Raw genomic sequence first — 23,660 nt, forward strand, 5'->3', positions numbered from 1 at the left:
TCTGGTGCGGCCTGTGCTCAGCGCGAGCGCCGCAGCCGAAGGGTGCGCCAACCGGCCAGCGGCGGTTCTTCGCGCACCGCTGGAGCGGCCGGGTCTGTCACGAATGCGCCGGCCTCGGTGAAAGCGCGCAGCAGCACGCGCAGTTGCAGGGTCGCCAGCTCCCGGCCCGGGCAGACGTGCACCCCCGACCCGTAGACGAGGTTCGCCGCTGCATGGGTGCGAGCGTCGAAACCGTCGCCGAACACCTCGGGGTCACGGTTTGCCGAGCGCCAGTCGAGCACCACCACGTCGCCCGCCGAGACCGGACAGCCTGCCACAACCGCGTCCCGCGTCGCACGGCGACGGTTGCTGACGAAGGGGTCGTCGCACCGGAGCACCTCATCGATCACGCGATCGAGGGCCGGGTCGGCGGCATCGGCGACGAACACCGCGCGCGAGGAATCCTCCAACACCCAATGCACCAGCACCGCCGCGCATGCCGCGACCGAGGCGAGGTCTCCCCCCGTCCAGTTGCGCAGGATGGAGACGAGTTCGTCGTCACGCAGCCGGCGACCCGATTCTGTGCGCACCGCCATCAGCAGCGACGTCACGTCGCAGCGGCGCCGCACCCTCCGCTCCTCGAGGATGCCTCGGATGATCCGGTCGAACTCGGCGGCGACCTCTGCGTGGGCGGCGGCGTCTCCGGCGCGAGATGCCCCGCGATACCGTGCCACCCAGTCCCGCAGGGCGGGTTCGAGGTGCGCACCCCATCCGAGCCACGCGGATTGCGCGCGGATCGCGAAGGTGCCGCCGAGATCCTCGACGGCGTCGAACGAGCCCGCATCCGACAGCTCGGCCACCAAGTCGTCGGCGCGGCGTCGCAGCACGGGCTCGAGCGAGGCCAGGGCTGCAGGCGCGAAGAAGGGTTCGAGTAGGCGCCGCATGCGGGTGTGCGCCGGACCGTCGAGCCCGTTCGGGATCTGCAGGTGCGACGACGTGGCGTTGGAGAAGCCTTCGGCGTCGTGCGCGATCCGCACGACATCGCGGTGACGTCTGAAAATGCGCGGGTCACGCTCATTCGACATGGAAGACACCTCTGGCCCCCTTCTCGGCGTCACTCATCCGGTGAGTGACGAACGGGTAGTCGCCGGCCTCGGGGAACTCGAGCTCCACGAATCCGCCCTGCGCCGGCTGCAGGCCCAGCGCCTGCGCGCCGCCCGCTCCGGGGCGCAGCGTGTAGGCGCCTTCGAGATAGACCGTGTCGAACTGCCCACCGACGACATGGAATGCCGAGGGAGAGTTCGGCCCCGCATCCAACACCCAGATCCGCACCCGGTCGCCGATGGCCGCCGTCAACGGGCGATACACGTACTGGTCGGCGTATCCGTTGAAGGCCACGAGATCGGGCGTCGCGGCGGCGAGCTTGTCGGCGTCGGCGGTGCCGCCCATTGCGCCGAGGTACAACTCGCCCTGCACCATGAGGTACTCCGCGTCGACGGGTGCGAGCTCGGGCGGGTCGATGATGACCGCGCCGTGCATGCCGTTCGCGATGTGCATGGACATCGGCATGGTCGAGCAGTGGTACATCCAGATGCCGGCGCGCGTGGCCGTGAACGTGTAGGTGAGACTCTCCCCCGGCTGGATGGTGCGCATCGGCTGGTTCGGGGCGAGCGCGCCGGCGTGGAAGTCGATCGAGTGCCCGATCGACCCGTCGTTCACGAGGGTGATCTCGAACGTGTCGCCGATCCTGCCGCGCAGCACCGGACCCGGCGCCGCCCCACCGAACGTCCAACGCGTCTGCGTCACCCCCGGCGCCACCTCGTCGACCAGTTCGGACACACGTAGCCTCACGCGGTGTACCGTCTCGGTCGCGGCGGGCGCCAGATGGGCATCCCATGCATCGAAGGATGCGGCGGGCTCTCGTTTCAGGTCGACGGCGTCCGCCGCATCGCCGCTGCCGCCGGCGGTCGGAGACCCGTGCGCGTCGTGCGCGTTCTGCGTCGGCGCCGGCAGGGCTGCCTCGGGGGCGCCGTCGATGACCACGGCGAGTTCCATACCCATCTGCCGGTGACCGGCGATGGAGCACCAGCCCGCCATCGAGGTGCCGACCACCCCGACCGTGACGGTCTGGGACGCCCCGGGTGCGAGGCGCTCGGTGCGCACCCCGTTGGCAAAGGTCAGATCGTGCACGTCCGAGCCGGTGTTCTCGAATGTGACCTCAAGAACGTCGCCGTACGGCACGACGATCTCCGCGGGGTCGTACCTCATCCCCTCGACCCGAACGGTCACCGCGGTCGTCCGCCCCGTAGCGGCAACCGCTTCCCCGGACGTGACGACGGATATCCCCACGGCGGCCGGGTCGGCCGCGACACCCGCGGTGACGCACAGCGCCAGCACGGCGAAAGCCGCCACGACCGGCCCCGATCTCCGCGACCTCGGCGTCGGCGGACTCGGCATGCCGAGCGACACTGCAGCGCCGCGATCGGGCGTCGCCCCCTCCGCCCGGCGCACGCGGCGACCGACCACGACCGCGCGGACGGCGAGCACGACGAAAGCCACGACGACGCCCAGCGCGACGAACGAGAGCAGCACACGCGCCAGGGAGGGCAGTGGCGCGAGGTACAGCGCGATCGCGCCGTTGAACGCGACGATCCGAACGACGGCGCCGCGATCGAGCTCCTCCGCCGCGGCACGGGCGCCTGCCGGGCTGCCCATCGCGACGACCGGAAGCAGGTGGCTCAGCGCCCCCATCAGGATCTGCAGACCGAAGCCCGCGACGAGCGGCCCCAGCACCATGAGGTAGGCCGCACGCAGGCTCGCCCAATCCGGCGACACGGCGGCCAGGACCGCGAGCGTCGCGGCGGCAACGACGACCCACCCGAAGGCGGCCGCAAGGCTGTAGGCGGCGAAGGTGCCCGGCGCCAGCGAACGGGCTTCGCGCCATCCCTCTACGGCCAACCGTGCGGCTCCCGCGAGCCAGAGGGCCATGCCGATGGTGACGACGATCCGCACATCCAGCAACGGACCGACGGCGGCGATCACGAGTCCCGACACCAACACGGGCAGCGCGTGACGGGCCGCGGCGCCGGCCGCGTCGCTCATGCGGGCGTGCAGCACCGTCGGCCACAGCAGCACGAGCGTTCCGAGCGCGGTGAGCCCGATCCACCCGTAGGCGTTCAGCACGATGTGCGTCGTGACCAGTCGATCGGTGAGGTCGGGATCGCGCGCCCACGCCATCACGACACCCGCGGCGATCCCTCCGATGAACACGAGTGCCGCCGCGACGTAGTACCGCACGAGCGGGGCGAAGCGGGCGGGCAGGGCATGGCGCAGCTGCAGGATCAGCAGCACGGCATGCGCGAGCACCGCGCCGGCGACGAGCACCGCTCCCGCAACGGTCACCAGAGGCAGGGCGGCGAGGATGCCCGCGACCACCGTGCCGGCGCCGAGCGTGTGGGCGCCGAGTCGGAGCCCGAGCCCCGTCCGCCCGGCCGGAGCCGGGCGGCGCAGCAGCGTGTCGGCGAAGTGCTGCGACCAGATGAGGATCGCCGCGCTCGCGGCGCCCAGCATCGGCACGTGCACCATCAACCAGAGCGGTTGATCGACGAAGCGGTGGACGAACACCGCCACGATCGTCAGCGCGATCCAGCCCACGACGACCGCATTGGTCAGCAGATACCAGTTACGCCGCGACATCGCTCCCCCTCTCGCGCGCGCCGTCCCGCCGGGCGAGCATCGCAACACCGGCGGCCGTCGCCGCGAATCCCAGGAGCGACGCAGCCGCCCCCATCCCGCCGAGTCGGAGCGCCTCGATGCTCCCCCACGCATCCCCCGCGACGACGCGCACCAGCAGCGAGAGCTGGAGCAGCGCGACCGGCGCGTAGAGCGCCCGGTGGTACGGAATCTGCAGCCGAAGAACCGCCGGCAGGATGATCGGGGCGTGCGCCATGATCATGGTCATCACGAAGCCCAGGAAGACCGCGTGGGTCGTGGCATCGTAGACCGCTCCCTCGGTGCGCGCTCCACCCAGCACCCATCCGACGCCCGCCGCGGCAAGCCATGCGTAACCGGTCAGCAGGCACGCTGCCACGTACCGCACCAACCCGCGCCGACGCACGAGCGTGCGCGCGACGTCGGAACGCAGGAGCCATCCGACGAGACCCACGAGCAGAACGCCGGATGCGGGAACCGCGACCGGTGCCGAGGTCAGTGACAGCAGCGTCGCGGTGGCGTACGCCAGCGACAGGGCGAACAGCATCCGCTCGGCCGCGACGGGCGGCGCGGCGACGCGCGCGAGCTCGAGACGTTCACCCGTGATCGTCAGGACGAGGAATGCCGCGAACAGCGGCACGAGCCGCGGGGCAGCCACCCCTCCGGTCCACGCGAGGGCGGCCGCGAGTCCGCTCAGCGCGCCGAGCGCCTGCACGGCGGTAGCCGTCATCGGCTGCCGCCGCCAGATCCCGCGGTACTGCCACAGATGCACGGCGAAGCCTGCGGTCACCAGTCCTCGGCCGATGCCGGCGGGAAGCGGTGTGAGTGCGAGAAGCGCCCCCCAGCCGATGAGAACCGGCGCCGCATACGCCCACCCCACACGCAGGGCGACCGCGCGCTCCACGCTGATGAGCGTGCCGAGGAACCCGAGCACCAGCAGCGGCGCGTGCAGCTCAGGCAGTCGGTCGGTGACGAGCCAGGCCGGCGCCCCCAACAGGAGCAGGCCCGCATTCAGGCCGAGCAGAAGCAGACCCGCCGCCGGCAGCACGAGAAGAAGCCGGATGCCGGGTCCGCCGCGCGTCGGAGTCCCCACAGCTCGAGCGTAGGAAGGGCCCCCTCACGACCATCGGGAGGACACCGTGGATATTCAGCCCCCGGAGCGGATACGCGAGGATGCGGATCGGCGCTCGGGTTCCAGGCGGCGTCCGAGCAGCGCGACGCACACCAGCGCGACGCCCACACCGACGGCGACGCCGCCGATCGCATCGGTGAGCCAGTGGGCGTGCAGGTAAGTGCGACTGAACGCCATGAGCAGCACCCAGGCGGCGGCGACGATGATCGTCCACACCCGCGGCAGCAGCACGACGAACATCGTCGCCACCGTTGCGGCGTTCGCCACATGGCCCGAAGGGTACGAACCGAAGTCACTGAGCACGGTCATGTCCGCGGGGCGCCCGCGCGCGAACACGTTCTTCAGGATCTGCACGACGAGAGCGCTCGCCGCGATCGCGATCACGAGCGTCGCGGCCGACCAGGGGCGTCGCGCCAGCATCAGGAGCGTCACGCCGACGACGGGCACGACGAGCGAGCCGACGAGCGTTCCGCCGGCGACGTTGAGGAACAGCGAGAGCTGCGTGAAGAAAGGCCAGGTGGCCGCGGCGAGCAGGTCGTTCCAGGCGGTGTCGATGGTGAACGGCGCATCGCCGCTCATCACGATCCACACCCCGATCGCCACCCCGAGCGCGATGAGCCCTCCCCCGATCCACAGGATGCCTCGACCGGAGGGCGCGCTGGGCTGGTTCATCGCCTCAGTCTGGCACCCGCATCCGGGATCCGCCGCGGTGGGTGGCGATGGTGTATCAGGGCGCGAGTTGGGCGACCGTGCGCGGACGCACGATGAGCCAGAGCGACAGCGCCGCGATCACGCCGCAGCCGACCATGACCGACGCCATGGTCGTGGGCGAGATGGGTGCCCCGTGGGAGAGTCCGCCCACGAGAGGGGAGATGATGCCGGCGACACCGAAGTTCGTGGCACCGATGATCGACTGCGCGGTTCCCGCGGCGTTGCCGTGCCGGTCGAGCGCGAGCACCTGCACGCACGGGAACGTGAATCCGCACGTGGTCATGAACAGGAACAGCGGCACGACGGTGCCCCAGACGCCCAGGTGCAGCTGATCGCCCACGATGATGGCGGCGCTGGTCACGACGAGGGCCGCGGTCGAGAACGCCATCACCCACTGCGGTCCGAACCGAGCGGCGAGCCGGGATGCGGTCTGCACGCCGATCACCAGACCCACCGAGTTCGCGGCGAACAGCAGTCCGTACTGCTGCGCGTCGAAGCCGTAGCTCTGCTGGAACAGGAACGACGACGCCGACAGGTAGGAGAACAGTCCGCTGAAGGTCATACCGCCGATGATCAGCACGCCCACGAAGACGCGGTCGCTGAACACACTCCGGTAGCGCTGCCAGATCGTCGTCGCCCCCCGCTCCTGACGGCGCGCACGCGGAAGGGTCTCGGGGATGAACACAAGGGCGGAGACAAGCATGACGACGCCGTAGATCGCCAGGACGACGAAGATCCCGCGCCAGGGCATGACCTGCAGCAGCCACGAGCCGACGAGGGGCGCGAGCACGGGCGCCACGCCGGAGACGAGCGCGAGACGCGACAGCATGACCACGAGCCGCCGCCCGCCGAACAGGTCGCGCACGATCGCGGCCGCGACGACACCGCCGGCGGCGGCGCCCGCACCCATGAGCACGCGGGTGATGCCCAGGCTCACGAGGTCGGGGGCGAAGGCAGCGGCAGCGCTCGCCACGACGTGCAGGCCCGTCACGACCAGCAGCGGGATGCGCCGGCCCAGCTTGTCGCTCAGCGGTCCGACCACCAGCTGGCCCAGGGCGAATCCGATGGTCGTCCCGGTCAGGGTCAGCTGGATCATCGCCGCCGTCGTGTCGAAGTCCGCCTCGAGGATGGGGAACGCGGGCAGGTACAGATCGATCGTGAACGGCCCGAGCGCGGTGAGCGCACCCAGCAGCACGATGTACAGCACACGCCGCCACGTCGGCATGGCATCGCCGGGATGCAGGACGATGGGAGCGGTCGCCGGGTTCGAGCCGAGGGTACGGATGGCACCCGTGGCCGGGCGCGGCACGCGCACCGAACCGGTGGCCGTGGTCTCGTTGCGGTCGGGAGCGGGGGCGTCAGACAAAGGAATACCAGTTCGCAAGAGAAGGGGTGGCGCCGAGCGGCGGGCAACGCCCGAAACGATTCGAGCGGCAGGTCGATTCTATCCGAGCTCCTCCGACAGCGGCCGAGACGAGTTCCCAGCCCACACCCGATGCGTTCGCATAGAATCCCCCCGGGCCGACAGCATGGCCCGTGTTCCGCCCTTCCGTGCCCGCACCCACCCGAGGACGTACATCACATGACCCCGACGCCCGACAAGCGCCAGAGCGGCAATCCCGCGACGCAGGCGAAGATCGCCAGCTCCCAGAAGCAGGAGCGCGAGCAGCGCCGCCAGGAGAAGCTGGCCGAGTACCAGCGCCAGCTGGCCAAGCGCCGGCGCAGCAAGCTCGTCTGGTGGGTCGTCGGCTCCGGAGCGGCTGTCGTCGTCGTCGCTCTCGTGGTCGCCTCGATCGTCTTCACCCCGAAGCCCGTCACCTACCAGGCGCAGAACTCCACGGGTGCGGTCATCGAAGGCGTCGAGACCTTCTCGAACACCACGAATCACGTGGAGGGTCCCGTGGACTACCCGCAGACCCCGCCGGCGGGCGGCGAGCACAACCCGTTCTGGCTCAACTGCGGAATCTACACCGAGCCCGTCCCGAACGAGAACGCGGTGCACTCGATGGAGCACGGCGCCATCTGGGTCACGTACGACCCCGCGCGGGTGGGCGACGACGAACTCGCGACCCTCAAGGGCTTCTTCCCTCAGACGTACACGCTGCTCTCGCCGTACGAGGGCCTCGACTCCCCCATCGTGCTGAGCGCATGGAACGCGCAGCTGAAGCTGGATGCGGCGGACGACCCCCGCATCCCGGAGTTCTTCACCGAGTACTGGCGCAGCCAGAACGCCCCCGAGCCTCTCGCCGCGTGCAGCGGCGGTGTCGACGCGCCCGGCCGTCAGTGATCCGATGACAGAACGCACCGAGCGCCGACCGGCCCGATGGATCACCATCGGGCTGGTCGCGCTCGCCGTGATCGCGGTCGGCTTCGCGATCGGGCGCTTCTCGCTCTTCAGCAACGGCCCCGCCGTCCCCAACGCGGCCGATATCGGCTTCGCTCGCGACATGCAGGTGCACCACGACCAGGCCGTCGAGATGGCGATGATCGCATACCAGCGCAGCGGTGACGACACGGTCAAGGCGCTCTCCTACGACATCGCGACGGGCCAGGCTGCCCAGAACGGGATGATGTTCGAGTGGCTGGCACAGTGGGGCGTGCCGCAGCAGGGCACCCTGATGAGCTGGATGGGCGACACCGACGAGCACGGCGCGCACGGCGCCGGAGCAGACGCAGATCCGGCAGAGCTGCGCGCCTCGATGGGAATGGCGACCGATGCAGAGCTCGCCGACCTCCGCAGCGCGACCGGCACCGCGCTGGACTGCCAGTTCCTGACGCTCATGATCCGTCACCACGAGGGCGCCATCCCCATGGCCGACGCGGTGCTCGATCGGGGCAGCATCCCCCGCGTGCTGCAGGTCGCCGAGACGATGAAGGTCAACCAGACCGCGGAGATCGACGCGATGCGCGCCTCTCAGGCACGGCTGGGCTGCTCGGTCGGCTGACGCGGGCGGCCGCTATGGTGGTCGCGTGAACCAGCACCACGACCGCCGTCCCGTCGCGGTGACCCTCGCGGTCGTGCTGGTCTCCCTCACGGGGGCGTACAACGTCGTGCTCGGCATCCTCGTGCTGCTGAGCCGGTACGACGTGGCGGCCGCCGATGTGCTCGTCGTCTCCCTCGTCGGCGCGGGCATCATCCTATTCGGCCTGCTGACGCTCGCGGTCGCGTCGGGAATCGCGCGCGGCAGCCGGCTCTCACGGCTGCTGGTCACGATCTACATCGCCATTCAGCTCACGCTTCACGTGATCACGATCGTCACCAGCGATGCGTGGGACGGCCTGCTCTTCGTGCAGATCGCCCTGCAGATCGCCCTCCTCCTCGTCATGTGGACGCCGCTGGGTTCGCGTTACTTCCGCTCGCGGGAGAGCGCGCCGGACCCCTTCACCCCCTGAGAACGCGCGAGCGAGGCCCGCACGAACCGCACGTGGAAGAGGCGCACGATCTCGATCGCGCCGATCGCGACGATCACGAACAGCGTCAGCGCGTACGCGCCTTCGCGCCCCGGATCGACGAGTTGGAAGAACTCGATCGACACCGGCACCGTGAACAGCGTGATCAACGCGATGAACATGACGCCGATCACGATCACCTTGAAGCGGTTGAGCGGGCGCGACAGGATCGACAGGATCCAGATGCCCACGACCGCCAGGATGATCGTCGACCCCGTGCGCAGTTGGTCCTCCTCGACGCCGATCGAACGGGCGACGAGGGTGTATCCGGTGAGCGTGAGCGCCACGATGATCCCCGACGGCAGGGCGAACGCCAGTGAGCGGGGCAGGAAACCGGGGATGTAGCGTCGGGCGTTCGGCATGAGTGCGAGGAAGAACGCCGGGATGCCGATGGTCAGCCCGTCGGTGATCGACAGCTGGCGCGGCAGGAACGGGAATGACAGGACGAGCGTGCCGAACAGGATGGCCAGAGCCGTCGCGTAGGCGGTCTTGGTGAGGAACAGCATCGACACGCGCTCGATGTTCGCGATGACCTGGCGCCCCTCGGCGACGACGTCCGGAAGGTGGGAGAACCGGCCGTCCAGCAGGACGATGCGCGCGACCGCCTTCGTCGCGGCGGCGCCGGAGTTCATCGCGATCCCCATGTCGGCGCTCTTGATGGCGAGCGCGTCGTTGACGCCGTCCCCGGTCATCGCAACGGTGTGTCCGCGGCTCTGCAGGGCAAGCACCATGGCCTTCTTCTGCTCGGGCGTCACCCGACCGAACACCGTGTGCGTCTCGAGCACGTCGGCCAGCTCCTGGACATCCTCGGGGAGCGTACGCGCGTCGTATCCCTCGGCGACGTCGAGGCCCACATCGCGGGCGATGGCCGCAACCGTGCGCGGGTTGTCGCCGGAGATGATGCGCACCCCGACGCCCTGCGCGTGGAAATAGGTGAGGGTCTCGGCCGCATCCGCCCTGACGCGCTCGCGGAACGTGACGACCGCGACGGGCCTGAGCGCATCGGGAAGCCGTTCCTCCGCCACGTGGCGATCGTCGAGCTCGACCGGCGCCTGCGCCAGCACGAGCGTGCGCAGGCCCCGTGAGGCGAGTCCCGTCACGAGCTCGCCGAGCACGGATGCGGCATCGGATGCCTCCTGCGGAAAGACCATCTCGGGAGCACCGAGCACCCAGGTCGTCCCCGCCAAGGAGACCGCGCTCCACTTGCGAGCGGATGAGAACCCGATCCGCGCGGTCGGAGCGGTGGCGGGTGCCTCAGGGTACGGCTCCCTGAGACACCGAGCCGTGGCGTTGGCATCGGGCGCCGCGCCGTACCAGGCGAGCGCGCTCTGCCAGGCACCCGTCGCGTCCGGCAACGGATGCGCGGCGTCGAAAGTGATCTCCCCTTCGGTCAGCGTGCCGGTCTTGTCGAGGCAGATCACGTCGACCCTGGCGAGTCCTTCCACGGCCGGCAGTTCGTTGACCAGCACCTGCTTTGCGGCCAGCTTCGCCGCCCCGACCGCGAAGGCGATGGAGGTCATGAGCACGAGACCCAACGGGATCATCGCCGTGAGCGACGCGATGGTGTTGACGACCGCCTGCTCCCACCGTCCCTCGGAGAAGATGACCGCCCAGCCGCCCGCGACCATCACCTGCGCATTGAGCACGAGCAGACCGATCGGGCCGATCCCCCAGCTCACCCACTTCAGCACGCGGTCGATGCTCGTGCGAAGTTCGCTGCGCACCATGGAGAAGCGCTTGGCCTCGGACTGGAAGCGGTTCGCGTAGGAGTCCGCGCCGACCTTGTCGACCCGCGCATCGCCCTCGCCGCCCACGACGATGGACCCCGAGAGCACCTCGTCGCCTGGGCGCTTGTCGACCGCATCCGATTCGCCGGTCAGCATCGACTCGTCGACCTGCAGCGCGGTGGAGCGCTCCAGCACCGCGTCCGCGGCGATCTGATCGCCCGCCCGCAGCACGAGCACGTCGCCGAGCACCACGTCCGCCGGCGCGATCTCGGCCTCGCGGCTGTCGCGTCGCACCCGGGCGCGCGGGGCATTCAACAGCGCCAGGCGATCGAGGGCGCGCTTCGCGCGGAACTCCTGCACTGTGCCGATGATCGCGTTGGCGAAGGCGGCCAGGCCGAACAGGGCGTCCTGCCACCGTCCCACCAGCAGCAGCACCAGGAAGCATGCTCCGACGATGCCGTTGAAGAGGGTGAACACGTTGGCACGGACGATGTTCCAGACGCTGCGCGATGTGTCGGCGTCGACTGAGTTGCCGAGGCCCGCGGCGAGGCGCCGTGCCGCCTCCTCAGCGTCGAGGCCGGTGTCCGGATCGGCGATCGACAGCGTCTGATCGGATGGGCCCGCCCCCTGCTGCATGCGCTCACCCTATCCGTCCACCGCTCGCGTGCATCAGGGGCCGCACCCTCACGGATGCGACCCCTGATGTGCGTCTCGCGCGGCGTCAGCCCTTCGTTGCGCCGGCCAGCAGACCGCGCACGAAGAACCGCTGCAGGGCGAAGAACACGATCAACGGAACGATGATCGAGATGAACGTACCCGCGGACTGGAGGTACCAGCGGTCGCCCCACGATCCTGAGAGGGAGTTCAACGTCTGCGTCAGCGGCAGCGATGAGCTCGGCGCGAAGATCGTGGCCACCAGCAGGTCGTTCCATACCCACAGGAACTGGAAAATCGCGAAGGACGCGATCGCCGGCATCGCCAGGGGCAGGATCATGCGGAAGAAGATCTGCCCGTGACCGGCGCCGTCCACGCGCGCCGCCTCGATGACCTCGCTCGGAATCTCCGAGATGAAGTTGTGCAGCAGGAAGATCGCCAGCGGCATGGCGAAGATCGCGTGCGCGATCCACACCGTCGCGAAGCTGTGCTCCACGCCGCGCAACTCAAAGCCCGGGAAGACGGCGACGCCGTTGATCTCGAGACCGCGCGAGAACAGGCTGAGCAGTGGCACGAGTGCCATCTGGATCGGCACGATCTGCAGTGCGAACACGAAGATGAACAGGCCGTTCTTGCCCTTGAAGTCGATCCAGGCGAACGCGTACGCGGCCAGCGACGCCAGTGCGATCGGGATGGCTGTGGCGGGAATGGCGATGGCGAGCGAGTTGAGGAACGACTCCCCCAGCGTCAACGCGGTCCCACCCGAGGTGAGCGCGTCGAAGTAGTTGTCGAGGGTGAACGCAGGGTCGACGAAGACCGTCCACCATCCACTCGTCTGGGAGTCGGCGCCGGGGCGGAAAGAGGTGACGAAGAGGCTGAAGGTCGGGATGGTCCAGAAGATCGCGATGATGATCGCGATCAGCGTGGCCGTCTTCGACGTCATCCGCTTCTGCGCCGTCTTCTCGTTGCGGCGTGTGTCGCGCGCGACCTTGCGCGCAGCCTTGGCGTCGAACGCCGGCGTGGTCGGGGCGGCGGCGCTCATCGGATCTCCTTCTGCTTGCGCATCTGACGCGCGTTGTAGATGATCAGCGGCAGCACGAACAGGAAGAGCACGACGGCCAACGCCGAGGAGTGCCCGTAGCTCTGGAACCGCTGCTGCTGGTTGACCATCTCGAAGCCCAGCACCGAGGTGTTCGAGCGACCGCCGGTCATGACGGCGACGATGTCGTACACCTTCAGCGACGCGATCGTGATGGTGGTCAGCACGACGATCAGCGACGAGCGGATGCCGGGGACCGTGACGTTCGTGAAGCGCTGCCAGGCCGACGCGCCGTCGAGCTGCGCAGCCTCCAGCTGCTCGGTCGGGATCGCCTTGATGGCGGCCGAGAGGATCACCATGGCGAAACCGGTCTGGGTCCAGACGAACACGGCCAGGAGGGCGAACGTGTTGATGAGCGGCTGCGCGTCGAGCCAGCCGACCGGGTCGCCGCCGAACATCGTGACGATGGCGTTGAGCAGACCGATCTGCTCGCCCTGGCGGTAGTCGTAGACGAACTTCCAGATGATGCCCGCACCGACGAACGAGATCGCGACGGGCATGAACACGAGCACCTTGAGGATCTTCTCTCCGCGCGCACGGTCGATGAAGGCGGCGTAGGCGAGGCCGATGATCGTCGAGAGCGTCGGGGCGAACAGGGCCCAGATGATCGTGTTGATGACCGACCAGAATCCCTCGGGGTTCGTGAAGGTCCAGATGTAGTTCTCGAGGCCGACGAAGTTGTCGCCCGTCTTGTCGAAGAACGACTGGAAGAAGGTCGAGATCGCCGGGTAGATGAGTCCCAGCAGGAGCAGCAGCATCGCCGGCGCCAGGAAGACGACCAGCTGGAACACGTATCCCGCCCCTTCGCGGGATCGGTAGTCGGCGAAGAAGAGCAGGGCTCCCACGCCCAGCGCGATGGCGAGGACGTAGACGAGTGCGTTCTGGTAGGGGCGCAGCAGCATGAAGGCGAGCAGCGGAATCGCGAAGCACGCGACGACGCGCAGCCACATGTAGCCGCGACCTCGACGGGGTGCGAACTCGATGAGCAGCAGGACGAGTCCGACCACGGCGCCGAACACGATCAGCACGATCGGGATCTGCACGATGGGGTTCAGCCCGCCGAGCCAGATGAAGAAGCTGTTGAGGGAGAAACCGAGCGAAGTCGGCGGCGCGTCGTCAACCTGCGGGCTCAGCCACAGCAGAAGCGCGGCGACGACGACGAGAGCCGCGGCGGCGATGGCGATGATCGTCGCGATCTTGCGCGCGCGGGGCGATTTCGGAGGCTGGAGCTCGTCATGGAAGACGAGCGGCTCCGTCGTTTTCGTCTGGGACATCTGGGTCCTTGTCGTCCGGGCGGCCGCCCGCGGGCGGGGCCGCGGGGCCGCCCGGCGTGAGAGCCGGACGACCCCGCGGTCGCGAGCGAGCCGACGGGATTAGTTGTTGTATCCCGCCTGGATGTCGCTGAGCACCTGGTCGAGCGGACGGCCGTCGATCCAGTTGACCATCCCCTTCCAGAACGAGCCCTGACCCACCGTTGCCGGCATCAGGTCGGAGGCGTCGAAGCGGACGACCGTGGACGGGTCCTGCAGCGTCTTCATGGCGTCTGTCAGGAACTCGCTGGAGGCGAGCGACGGGTCGGCGCCCTTGTTGGCCGAGATGACGCCGCCGAGCTTGACGCGAGCGTCCGCGAACTCGGGAGTCGACATGTACTCGACGACCTTCTGCACGGCCTCGTCGTCGCTGAACGCGGTCACGAACTCGCCACCGGCCTCGACGTACTGCTCACCGTCGGCGGTGATGCCCGGCAGCAGGAACGCATAGACGTCACCGTCGGGGGCGACGGTGGGCGTCTCACCCGAGGCGGTCTTGGCCTCGAGGAAGTTCGCCGACAGGAACGACGCCTGGTGCGTCAGGGCGCAACGACCGTCGGCGACCGCGGCCGCGACGTCACCGAATGCGGTGGAGTTGATGCTCTTGACGTCGCCGTAGCCCGCGTTGACGTAGTCCGGGTTCAGCAGGATCTTGCCGACGGCCTCGAAGGCCTCCTTGATCTGCGGGTCGGTGAACTTCACCTCGTTGTCGACCCACTGGTCGTACACGTCGGCGCCGGACTGACGCAGCACGAGGTCTTCGATCCAGTCCGTGCCCGGCCAACCGGACGCGGCGTCGGATGCGAAGCCCGCGCACCACGGTGCAGCACCGGTCTTGTCACGGATGGTCTGGGTGAGCGTCAGGAGGTCGTCCCACGTCTTGGGAGCCTCGACACCCCACTCCTTGAAGCTGGCGGGCGAGTACCAGACGTAGCCCTTGACGTTGCCGAGCATCGGCGCCGCGTAGAACTTGCCGTCGAGGCTGCCGTAGTTCTTCCAGTCCGCGGACCAGTACTCGTCGACGTTCTTGGAGACGGCGTCGGAGCCCTCCTTGACCTCACCGGTCTCGATGAGGGACTTGAGCAGACCCGGCTGCGGGACGATGGCGATGTCGGGGGCCGAGCCGCCGGTCACCTTCGTGACGATGTTGCCCTCGAAGCTCTTGTCACCCGTGTAGACGACCTTGATGCCCGTGTCGGCGGTGAACTGCTCGAAGGACTTGTTGAGCGCATCCGCCTCTCCACCGGTGATACCGCCGGCGATCTGGACCGTCGCGCCCTCGACCGAGCCGCCACCCTGGGACGAACTGGTCTCGGCACAGCCTGCGAGTGCAAGGCCGGCGACTCCCAACAGAGCCATCGGGACAAGCACCCGACGTCGCTGTGACCTGGTCATGTGATTCCTCCTCTTTGAGCACGCAGGGGCATCTTGCCCCGCGTATCGGGTTCACTCAGGAACCGATTCCAGGCCACCGTAATCGAATCCCGCATCCGACACAACAGCGAACGATCACAACTCGATAACCTGCTATGGGAGCGCTCCCGAAGGGTCTGTGCAGACCTATGGGAGCGCTCCCGGAGATCTGCCGCAATGTGGAACCGGTTCCCTATTGGAGGGGATTTCGTTTACCATGTGGAGCGTCCCCACATCACCCGTCGAGGAAGAGGGTGGCTCTCATGAGCGGAATCGCCGATGTCGCGCGTCAGGCCGGTGTTTCCAAGTCCACGGCGTCGCGCGCGCTCAGCGGCTCCGGCTACGTCTCCGAGGAAACGAGAGTCCGTGTCACTCGCGCCGCCGAGATGCTGGGCTACGTGCCGTCGACCAATGCGCAGAGTCTGTCGACCGGCCGCACCCAGAACATCGGTGTGGTCATGCCCTACGTCAACCGGTGGTTCTTCGCCGAGGTGCTGGAAGGAATCCAGGCTGCTCTTCTGGAGCGCGGCCTGGATCTGACCCTCTACGACGCCAAGCCGGGCAGCGACACGCGCGAGCGGATCTTCGAGAGCTTTCTGACGCGCAAGCGATTCGACGGTCTGATCGCCGTCGGTCTCGAGCCCGAGGAGAACGAGCTGGACAGCATGCTCGCCCTAGGCAAGCCCGTCGTGAGCGTGGTCGGCAACCACGAACGCACGAGTGTCGTGACTCTCGACGACGCGCTCACTGCGCGCAGGGCCACCGAGCATCTCATCGAGCTCGGGCACCGTCGCATCGCCTTTCTGGGCGCGGGCTCACGCACTCGGTGGCCGCACGTGGAATCGTCGCGACTCGACGGCTACATGCAGTCGATGGCGGATGCGGGCTTGGCCGAAGAGGCCACCCACACGGAGTCGGAGCTGACGCTGCCCGCGGGCTACGACGCCGCGGTCGAGCTTCTCAGCGATGCCCGCACGCGGCCCACCGCGATCGTCGCTGCATGCGACGAGGTCGCCATCGGCGCCATCATCGCGGCCAGGCGCCTCGGTCTGCATGTTCCGGCGGCGCTGAGCGTCATCGGTATCGACGACCACGAGTTCGCCGAGATGTTCGCGCTGACCACCTTCCGTCAGGTTCCGCGCGATCAGGGAGCCGCGGCCGTCGAGTTGCTCATGCGTCAGATCCAGGACCCGACGCTCGCCCCCGTCATCCAACGCCTCAAGCCGCGACTCATCGTGCGCAGCTCGACCGGTCCGCTGCGCTCGGATCGCGCCACCGCGGACGCCACCGTGTGACAGAGGGCGCCGGCGCCGAAGCGCCGACGCCCTCGCGTCATCCGTTCTGGCTCAGTGGCGTCGACGCACCGGGACGGCCCGGCCGACGATACCGAGCGCCAGCAGGAGCGACGCCGCGAGCAGCGCGCCCGCGATCCACTGCGTCTCGGCGCCGGTGGCGGCGAGCGCGCCCGATCGCGGAGCGATCGACACCGCCTGCCAGCCGATCACCTGGCCCGAGGCGTCCAGCACGACCAGACGGTGGTCGCCGCTGAGGTCGGCAGGGAGCGTCACAGTGACGTTGCCCGCCGCATCCACCTGGTGCCATCCGCCGAGCTGACGCGGCGTCGAGTACAGCCACACGGTCACCCAGTCGCCCGCGTACTGCGTGCCGACATGGATCGTGATCGTGGACCCCGCACGCAGCTCGCCCGCGATGACCTTGATGAGGTCCTGCAGCGCGGGAATGAGCTGGCTCGGGTCCACCGGCTGCGGCGTGGTGGTCGGCGGCGTGTCCGTTCCGCCGCCCGTCGAACCGCCGGTCACCGTCAGCGGAAGCCGCAGCTCGGTCCCCGTCTCCGGCGCCTGGATCACGATCGTGCTCGCGGCAGGGGCGTCGGCGGGCACGGTGAAGGCAACCGTCGCGGAGCCGTCGACGACCCCGATCGGATCGAGAACGCTCTGGCTGCCCTCGATGCTCACCAGCAACGAGGTCGTCTCGGGGCTGCCGAGCGATGTCAGGTTCAGACCGCTCACCTGGAACGACACCTGCGACCCCGCCTCGACGGCGCCCGGGAGCCCCGTCACCTCGGCACTACGCGTGGCGTAGCTCGGCGAGACCGGGCTGTTCGCCGTCAGGTAGGAGATCCACGCATCCCGGTCGATGAGACCCGAGTCGCGCGTGTCGGTGCCCTGCGTGAAGGTGCGGAAGTTGTCGCCGCCGGTCAGCAGGAAGTTGAACGAGCCGATCCGGTACGAACCGTTCGGATCGATCGGCTTGCCGTCGATCCAGACGCCCGTGATGTGGGATCCCTGCGGCGCATCCGCGTCGTAGGTGTAGGTCACGTTCTTCGACAGACCGAGCGCCAGGTACGGACGCGAAGGGATGGAACCGTCCGCGTTCGTCTGCCACTGCTCCTCGAGAACCTGCGTGAACTGCTCTCCCGTGAGGGTCGTGGTCCAGAGGTTGTTCACGAACGGCAGCACGGCATTCGCCTCGGCGAAGGTGATCACTCCGTCATCGCCGCGCAGCAGCTCGGCACGAAGCCCGCCGGGGTTCACCACGCCGATCTCAGCCCCACCGCGAAGCGGGTCGGAGAGCGTCGCCACGAGCGAGTCGGCGACGAGGTTTCCCAGCGTGGACTGCGCCGCGCGGTTGTCTCGCGTACCGCCCGCGTAAGCGCCGTCGACGAAGGACCCGCCCTCGAAGGCCGTCGTGATGTCCGCCGAGACGGAGCCGATCGGCTGGTCGCCGACGACCTTCGCTCGGGCGAGCGCGCCGTCCACGATCTCCTTCACCTCGGCGACACGCGGATACGCGGCGACGAGCTCGGCGTCGTCGGCCTTGGTGCGGGCGACGTTCTCCTTCTCATAGGAGAGGACGTCTCCCGTCTCGGGGTCGACGTTGAGCACGACGTGACCGATGTTCTCGCCGTAGCTTCCGGTCTGCACCACGGGACGGGTCTTGCCGGGCTCGCCGGGGATCGGCGCATCCCACGCGTACTTCTTGTGCGTGTGACCCGTGAAGATCGCGTCGACGGATGCGGAGGTGTTCTGCACGATGTCGGCGAACGCCTTGCCGTCCGCGATCTCGTCGGCCAGATTCGCCTTCTCGGCATCGCCCGCAGCAGCACCCTCGTGGTACTCGGCCACGATCACATCGACATCGCCCTCGGCCTCGAGCTTCGCGGCGACGCGGTTGACCGCATCCACCGGGTCTCCGAACTCGATGTCAGCGATGCCGGCCGGCGTCACCAGCGTCGGCGTCTCCTCGGTCACCGCTCCGATGACGGCGACCGTGAGGCCACCGACCTCGAAGGTCGCGTACTCCGGCAGCGCCGGCGTCGTCGTGCCCTTCTTGTAGACGTTCGCACCCAGGTACGTGAAGTCCGCCGCCGGCTGCACGCGGTTCTTCAGGTCGTCGAAGCCCTTGTCGAACTCGTGGTTGCCGACCGTCGCCGCCTTCAGCCCGAGGGCGTTGAGCACGTCGATGGTGGGCTGGTCGTCCTCGAAGGACGAGGCGAACAGCGAAGCGCCGATGTTGTCACCGCTGGAGAGGAACAGCGTGTTGTCGTCGCCATACTCGGCGCGCAGCTGCTCCACCGTGCCGGCGAACTTGACCGTGTTGGCATCGATACGACCGTGGAAGTCGTTGATGTTCAGCAGGTTGATCGGCACCGACGGCTGCCACGCGACGCCTACCACGACGGGGTCGTGGTCGCTGGAGCGGTACGGCGAGACCTCGTAGAAGTTCGTCGCGTTGTAGTTGTAGCGGCTGTACTCGAGTGCGATCGACTCCCCCGCGTTGATGTTCCACACGTCCACACCGGTCACAGCGGGCAGTGCCGCCTGCGAGGCGAGCACGTGGTCGAGCGAGCCGCTGGCACCCTCGAACGAGTACGTGTGCTTGCCCGTGCGCGAACCCAGGTCGGTGTAGCCGGCCGCGTAGAGGACCTGCATCGGGTCTTCCTGCGTGTATGAGTTGAAGTCGCCGAGCAGGAACACCCGGTCGGTGCCGGCTGCGTCCTTGCGCTCCGCGGCGAAGTCCACGAGCGCCTGCGCCTGGCGCACGCGGTCGCCGTTGTAGGCGCCCTGCGGACCGTTGGCGTTGTCGCCGGTGGCCGGGTTGTCGCGGTTGTCACCCTTCGACTTGAAGTGGTTCACGATCGCGAGGAAGGCCGCATCCGTCTCGCCCTTGGGCGCGAAGGCCTGGGCGAGCGGTCGCCGGGCATTGACGAACGCGTCGTCGAGATCGATGACGGAATCACCGACCGGGGAGACGACGTCGGCCTTGTAGATGAACGCGGTGCGGATGACGTCCTCACCGGCGGGCACCTGCGTGGGCGAGGGGACGTACGCCCACTCGTCGGCGACGAGGTCGGCGTTGAGCGCGTCGACCAGGGTCGACAGGGCCGAATCGCGGTTCTCGCCGAAGGCCGCCGAGTTCTCGATCTCCTCGAGCGAGACGACCTCGGTACCGAGCGCGTTGATCGCCTTGACGATCTTGTCCTGCTGACGCTTCAGGCTGACATCGGTTGCGGCACCGCGCGGGCCGTTGTTCGGGCACTGGTTCGCCGTGATCGGGTTGCCGTCACGGTCGGTGTAGACCGAGGTGCATCCCACATCCGCTGCCGTCGTGGTGAAGTAGTTCAGCACGTTGAAGCTGGCGATCGAGATGTCTCCGCCCACCGCGTTGGGAGCGGATGCGGCGCGTGCCGAGCCGATGGTCACGGGCAGCGGACCGCCCGCCGTGACCTGGGCCGTCGGCTGCACCTTCCACGCGTTGTTGCGGTAGTCGAGGATCACCGGCTGCGTGAAGGAGACCGCTGCGCCCACCGTGACATCGACGTCGGTCAGGTACGGCAGCGGGATCGCCTTGTTGGTCGTGCCGCCGAGGAAGTTGATCGACGCTCCGTCATCGAGCACGACACCGCGCGCGGCGTTGTCGGCGACGACGTCCGTGTACTCCTGCGTCCCGACCGGAGCGACGTCGGTCGGCGTGATCAGCGGCTTGTCGCCGGAGGCGAGCCCGATCTCCGCGTACTGGTTCGTCGTGTACGTGTTGCTCACCGTGAACTGACCCTGGGGAGCCACGAGCATGCTCTCGAACTTCTCGCGGTCGGCCGGGGCGATCGGCCAGGTGAGCGGCACCGGGGTCACGGGCGCGACCTGCTCATCGATCGTGGTGACGGTGCCCGCGGAGACGTTGAGCTGGGTGAGCCCATTGAACTCGCCCGCGACGCCGGTCACCTCGACGTAGGCGCCCATCGGGGCCTTCGCCGCCATGGCAGCTCCGGCATCTCCGCTTCCGCCGTACACGAAGACGGCGTCGGATGCGGCGTGGGAGGCGTCCACCGTGCCGCCCGTGCCGGGGGTCTGGATCGTGAAGCCGTTGAAGCCGCCGGCCGCGTAGGCGCCCGTGACGACACCGCGGGTGGTGACGGTCGCACCCGACAGCGGCGTCGCGTCACCCGTGCCCTGGATGTCGGCGATCGCCGTGACCGTGGGCGTTCCGGGGTCAGTGCCCGGATCGGGGTCGGTGCCGGGGTCAGGGTCGGTACCCGGATCAGGGTCGGTACCCGGATCGGGATCGGTGCCCGATACCGCTGCCGCCTGCGGGCTCGGCGTCTGCGCCGTGAAGTCCGTCGCGTTCACATCGGTGTCGACGTTGCCGGTGCGCGAAAGGGACTGCTGCCCGTTGACCGTCGCGGCGGGAGAACCCTCGTAACGGTTCGCGGTGCCGTACCCGATGAGGTCCACGATGCCGGGCGCGTCGACCACCGAGGCGGGGCCTGCGGGCAGGGTGGCTGCCGTCGCCATATCGGAGAGCCAGATCACGCCGTTGGAACCGCTCGGAGTGATGCTGGTTCCCACGAAGTCGGGGGTGACCGGGAGATCTGCGAGGCCGCCGGTGCTTCCGGGCAGCGACACCAGGAAGTAGTCATCGGCCTGAATGGTGCCGCTCAGCTTCTGGACCCCGATGTTCGAACCGGTCGCGGAGGTGTACTGCAGCGACCATCCGTCGAGGGACTGCGCCTCGCCACCGGCGTTGTACAGCTCCACATAGCGGCTCTTGAAGGCTGCGCCGTTGCTTCCGTTGACGTAGGCCTCGTTGATGATGACGTCGGCGGGTTCGGCAGCAACGGCGACGGCGGGCACGAACATGCCTGCGACGACCGCGGTTCCGACCCCGAAGGCGAGCGCCGCGAGCGGGCGCTTCGGCTGGGAGGGGGACATGGATCTCCTGAGGTTTTGCTGAGGGACATTCAGGAGACTACGAAGCCAGACCCCCCTCCTGGCTTACGAGAAGATGACGGTTCGGTGAGATTGCTCTCATGAGAGCGTGCTACGCACGCGGACGCACGAAGGCCCCGGATGCGGCGAACGCATCCGGGGCCTTCGTGAAGAAGGTGAGGACCTTACTTGAGGGTGACCGTCGCGCCGGCCTCTTCGAGAGCGGCCTTCGCCTTGTCGGCGGTCTCCTTGTTGGCGCCTTCGAGAACGGGCTTGGGAGCGCCGTCCACGAGAGCCTTGGCCTCGCCGAGGCCGAGCGAGGTGAGCTCGCGGACCGTCTTGATGACCTGGATCTTCTTGTCGCCAGCAGCCTCGAGGATGACGTCGAAGGAGTCCTTCTCCTCGACCTCTTCCGCGCCACCAGCGGCACCCGCAGCGCCGGCGACGGCGACGGGGGCGGCAGCGGTGACGTCGAACTTCTCCTCGAACGCCTTCACGAACTCGCTGAGCTCGACGAGGGTCAGGCCGGCAAACTGCTCGAGCAGCTCCTCAGTGGTGAGCTTCGCCATGATGTATCTCCTAGATAGGTGGGGGTGTGTGGGAAAGAGCTCGCCGGACGCTTACGCGGCCTCGGCGGTCTCCAGCTTTTCGCGAAGCGCGTCGATGGTGGCCGCAGCCTTGCCCATCGTCGCCTTCATCATGCCCGCGGCCTTCGCCAGCAGAACCTCACGGCTCTCCAGGGAGGCGTACTTGTTGACCTCGTCGGCACTCAGGGCGTTGCCCTCGAAGATGCCGCCCTTGATCACGAGAAGCGGGTTGGCCTTGGCGAAGTCACGCAGAGCCTTGGCGGTGGCGACGAAGTCACCGTGCACGAACGCCACGGCCGAGGGACCCTTGAGGTCCTCGTCCAGCGCCGTGATCCCCGCGTTGTTCGCGGCGATCTTGGTCAGCGTGTTCTTCACCACGGCGTAGCTCGCGTCCTGACGGATGCTGTTGCGCAGCTGCTTGAGCTGGGCAACCGTCAGACCGCGGTACTCGGTCAGCAGAACGGCAGTCGAGTCCTCGAAGTTCTTCGTGAGCTCGGCGACCGATGCATCCTTCTGCGCCATGGTCACTCCTTGATGTGAACGTGACACCCCGCGGTGGCGGAGCGTCGGCCTCGACCCACCCGCACATGACAAAAGCTCCGGCGCAAGCGCACGGAGCTCGGTTCCCGAAGGAGGAAGTTCAGTGTCACCTGCGCGGGCCCCTGCAGTGCAGAGCTTCGATCGCGTCACGTTTACACGCACAGCGATGACCAGCGGTCTTTGGCTTACGACCCAGAGTACGCCACGTTGCCCACTGACCCAAATCGGGGCGTCCCCGCCCAGACCACGCGTCGCATGTCGCTCGCAGGGACGTCCGTCGCCGGGCGTACCCTCGAGAGGTGACCCCCGAACTCGCCGCCCGCATCGTCGCGGACTCCCGCGATCGGGTGGCGTGGATCCGGGCCCGCTCGCGTGGCATCACGGCGACGGATGTGGCCTCGCTCACGAGTGAGCGGGCGATCGCGAAGGCCGCCGACCAGAAGCTGGGCGGCTCGAGGTTCTCCGGCAACGCCTACACCGATCACGGTCGGCGACGCGAGCCCGAGATCGCCGCCTGGGTCGCGGCGACCCACGGCATCCAACCCTCATCCGCCCTCTTTCACGCGGTCGTGGAGAAGCGCCACCTCGCGACCCCCGACGGCATCGCCGTCGACGCCGAGGGGCGGGTGACCCTGGCGGAGATCAAGACCACCAACAAGTCGTGGCGGTCGATCCCGCGCGGTTACCTGCGCCAGGTGTGGTGGCAGCAGCACGTTCTCGGAGCCGAGCGCACGCTCGTCGCCTGGGAGCAGCACGACGGGTTCGTCCCCATCGACGACGAGCCGCGGTGCGCGTGGGTCGAGCGCGACGAGGTCGAGATCGGCAAGCTCGTCCGCCTCGCGACCGCTCTCATCGACGAGCTGCACCTGCGCACCACGCGCGGTCGTGTACCCGCGCCCGCCCCCGAGGCCCCGCCGCGCCGCGAGTACCGCGCCCTCGTCTTCAGCGACTGACCCGCCGGCCGCCGGAACCCCCGCGCACTGACCCCCGCCGCCCCCGCTCCGGCTCGCCCCGCCCCGCCCCGCGCGACTCGCCCCGCATCCGGGTTCGAGGGACGCGAAACGTCGCCGAAACCGCCGATTCGAGGCAATTCGGGTCCCTTGGACGCACTGCATCCGGG

At 68.5% G+C, this 23,660-nt stretch carries 17 protein-coding genes; 5 read left to right on the plus strand and 12 right to left on the minus strand.

The window, feature by feature from the left end:
• Positions 1-17: 17 nt before the first annotated feature.
• Genes PQV94_RS12110 through PQV94_RS12130 form a run of 5 tightly spaced genes read right to left on the minus strand, consistent with a single transcriptional unit; the run spans position 18 to position 6,899 of the window.
• On the minus strand, positions 18-1,064 hold the full coding sequence (locus tag PQV94_RS12110; protein WP_274286067.1) for a cytochrome P450: 1,047 nt from the start codon (positions 1,062-1,064) through the stop codon (positions 18-20).
• The gene (locus PQV94_RS12115; protein ID WP_274286068.1) at positions 1,054-3,675 is read right to left on the minus strand and encodes a multicopper oxidase domain-containing protein; all 2,622 of its coding nucleotides are present in this window, start codon (positions 3,673-3,675) and stop codon (positions 1,054-1,056) included. The genes PQV94_RS12110 and PQV94_RS12115 overlap by 11 nt, the downstream gene beginning before the upstream one ends.
• Complete coding sequence (locus PQV94_RS12120) at positions 3,662-4,783, minus strand: hypothetical protein (RefSeq protein WP_274286069.1); 1,122 nt, start codon at positions 4,781-4,783, stop codon at positions 3,662-3,664. Before PQV94_RS12120 ends, PQV94_RS12115 begins: the two co-directional genes overlap by 14 nt.
• A gap of 54 nt (positions 4,784-4,837) precedes the next feature.
• Positions 4,838-5,494 (minus strand): phosphatase PAP2 family protein, encoded by a 657-nt coding sequence (locus tag PQV94_RS12125; RefSeq protein WP_274286070.1) that lies wholly within the window; start codon positions 5,492-5,494, stop codon positions 4,838-4,840.
• A gap of 55 nt (positions 5,495-5,549) precedes the next feature.
• Complete coding sequence (locus tag PQV94_RS12130; protein WP_274286071.1) at positions 5,550-6,899, minus strand: multidrug effflux MFS transporter; 1,350 nt, start codon at positions 6,897-6,899, stop codon at positions 5,550-5,552.
• 216 nt (positions 6,900-7,115) lie between these two features.
• Between PQV94_RS12130 and PQV94_RS12135 the strand changes: the two genes are divergently transcribed.
• Genes PQV94_RS12135 through PQV94_RS12145 form a run of 3 tightly spaced genes read left to right on the plus strand, consistent with a single transcriptional unit; the run spans position 7,116 to position 8,926 of the window.
• The gene (locus tag PQV94_RS12135) at positions 7,116-7,820 is read left to right on the plus strand and encodes a DUF3105 domain-containing protein (protein ID WP_274286072.1); all 705 of its coding nucleotides are present in this window, start codon (positions 7,116-7,118) and stop codon (positions 7,818-7,820) included.
• 4 nt (positions 7,821-7,824) lie between these two features.
• Positions 7,825-8,478: a DUF305 domain-containing protein gene (locus PQV94_RS12140; protein ID WP_274286073.1), complete on the plus strand. Its 654-nt coding sequence runs from the start codon at positions 7,825-7,827 to the stop codon at positions 8,476-8,478.
• A gap of 25 nt (positions 8,479-8,503) precedes the next feature.
• Positions 8,504-8,926: a hypothetical protein gene (locus PQV94_RS12145; RefSeq protein ID WP_274286074.1), complete on the plus strand. Its 423-nt coding sequence runs from the start codon at positions 8,504-8,506 to the stop codon at positions 8,924-8,926.
• Here PQV94_RS12145 and PQV94_RS12150 read toward each other — a convergent pair.
• From PQV94_RS12150 to PQV94_RS12165, 4 genes are all read right to left on the minus strand, one after another.
• The gene (locus tag PQV94_RS12150) at positions 8,881-11,346 is read right to left on the minus strand and encodes an HAD-IC family P-type ATPase (RefSeq protein WP_274286075.1); all 2,466 of its coding nucleotides are present in this window, start codon (positions 11,344-11,346) and stop codon (positions 8,881-8,883) included. The two genes, PQV94_RS12145 and PQV94_RS12150, sit on opposite strands and share 46 nt — an antisense overlap.
• Before the next feature lie 85 nt (positions 11,347-11,431).
• A complete protein-coding gene (locus PQV94_RS12155) occupies positions 11,432-12,406 on the minus strand; it encodes a carbohydrate ABC transporter permease (RefSeq protein ID WP_137417799.1) in 975 nt (324 codons plus the stop codon).
• Positions 12,403-13,737 (minus strand): carbohydrate ABC transporter permease, encoded by a 1,335-nt coding sequence (locus PQV94_RS12160; RefSeq protein ID WP_274286076.1) that lies wholly within the window; start codon positions 13,735-13,737, stop codon positions 12,403-12,405. The genes PQV94_RS12155 and PQV94_RS12160 overlap by 4 nt, the downstream gene beginning before the upstream one ends.
• A 99-nt stretch (positions 13,738-13,836) precedes the next feature.
• Entirely contained in the window at positions 13,837-15,168 is a 1,332-nt protein-coding gene (locus PQV94_RS12165; protein ID WP_274286077.1) for an ABC transporter substrate-binding protein, read from the minus strand.
• A 281-nt stretch (positions 15,169-15,449) separates the two neighbouring features.
• Between PQV94_RS12165 and PQV94_RS12170 the strand changes: the two genes are divergently transcribed.
• A complete protein-coding gene (locus PQV94_RS12170; protein ID WP_274286078.1) occupies positions 15,450-16,481 on the plus strand; it encodes a LacI family DNA-binding transcriptional regulator in 1,032 nt (343 codons plus the stop codon).
• Between the two features lie 51 nt (positions 16,482-16,532).
• Here PQV94_RS12170 and PQV94_RS12175 read toward each other — a convergent pair whose 3' ends face one another.
• From PQV94_RS12175 to rplJ, 3 genes are all read right to left on the minus strand, one after another.
• Entirely contained in the window at positions 16,533-21,416 is a 4,884-nt protein-coding gene (locus tag PQV94_RS12175; protein WP_274286079.1) for an ExeM/NucH family extracellular endonuclease, read from the minus strand.
• 182 nt (positions 21,417-21,598) lie between these two features.
• Positions 21,599-21,982 carry a 50S ribosomal protein L7/L12 gene (gene rplL, locus PQV94_RS12180; RefSeq protein ID WP_137417804.1) on the minus strand — a complete coding sequence of 128 codons (384 nt, stop codon included), beginning with the start codon at positions 21,980-21,982 and terminating at the stop codon, positions 21,599-21,601.
• A gap of 51 nt (positions 21,983-22,033) precedes the next feature.
• Positions 22,034-22,522, minus strand: a complete 489-nt coding sequence (gene rplJ, locus PQV94_RS12185) for a 50S ribosomal protein L10 (protein ID WP_137417805.1) — start codon at positions 22,520-22,522, stop codon at positions 22,034-22,036.
• A 317-nt stretch (positions 22,523-22,839) separates the two neighbouring features.
• On the opposite strand from rplJ, the gene PQV94_RS12190 reads away from it, so the two are divergent.
• A complete protein-coding gene (locus PQV94_RS12190) occupies positions 22,840-23,493 on the plus strand; it encodes a YqaJ viral recombinase family protein (RefSeq protein WP_274286080.1) in 654 nt (217 codons plus the stop codon).
• The last annotated feature ends 167 nt before the right edge of the window (positions 23,494-23,660 follow it).

It is taken from the genome of Microbacterium sp. Clip185 (assembly GCF_028743715.1).
GTDB lineage: Bacteria > Actinomycetota > Actinomycetes > Actinomycetales > Microbacteriaceae > Microbacterium.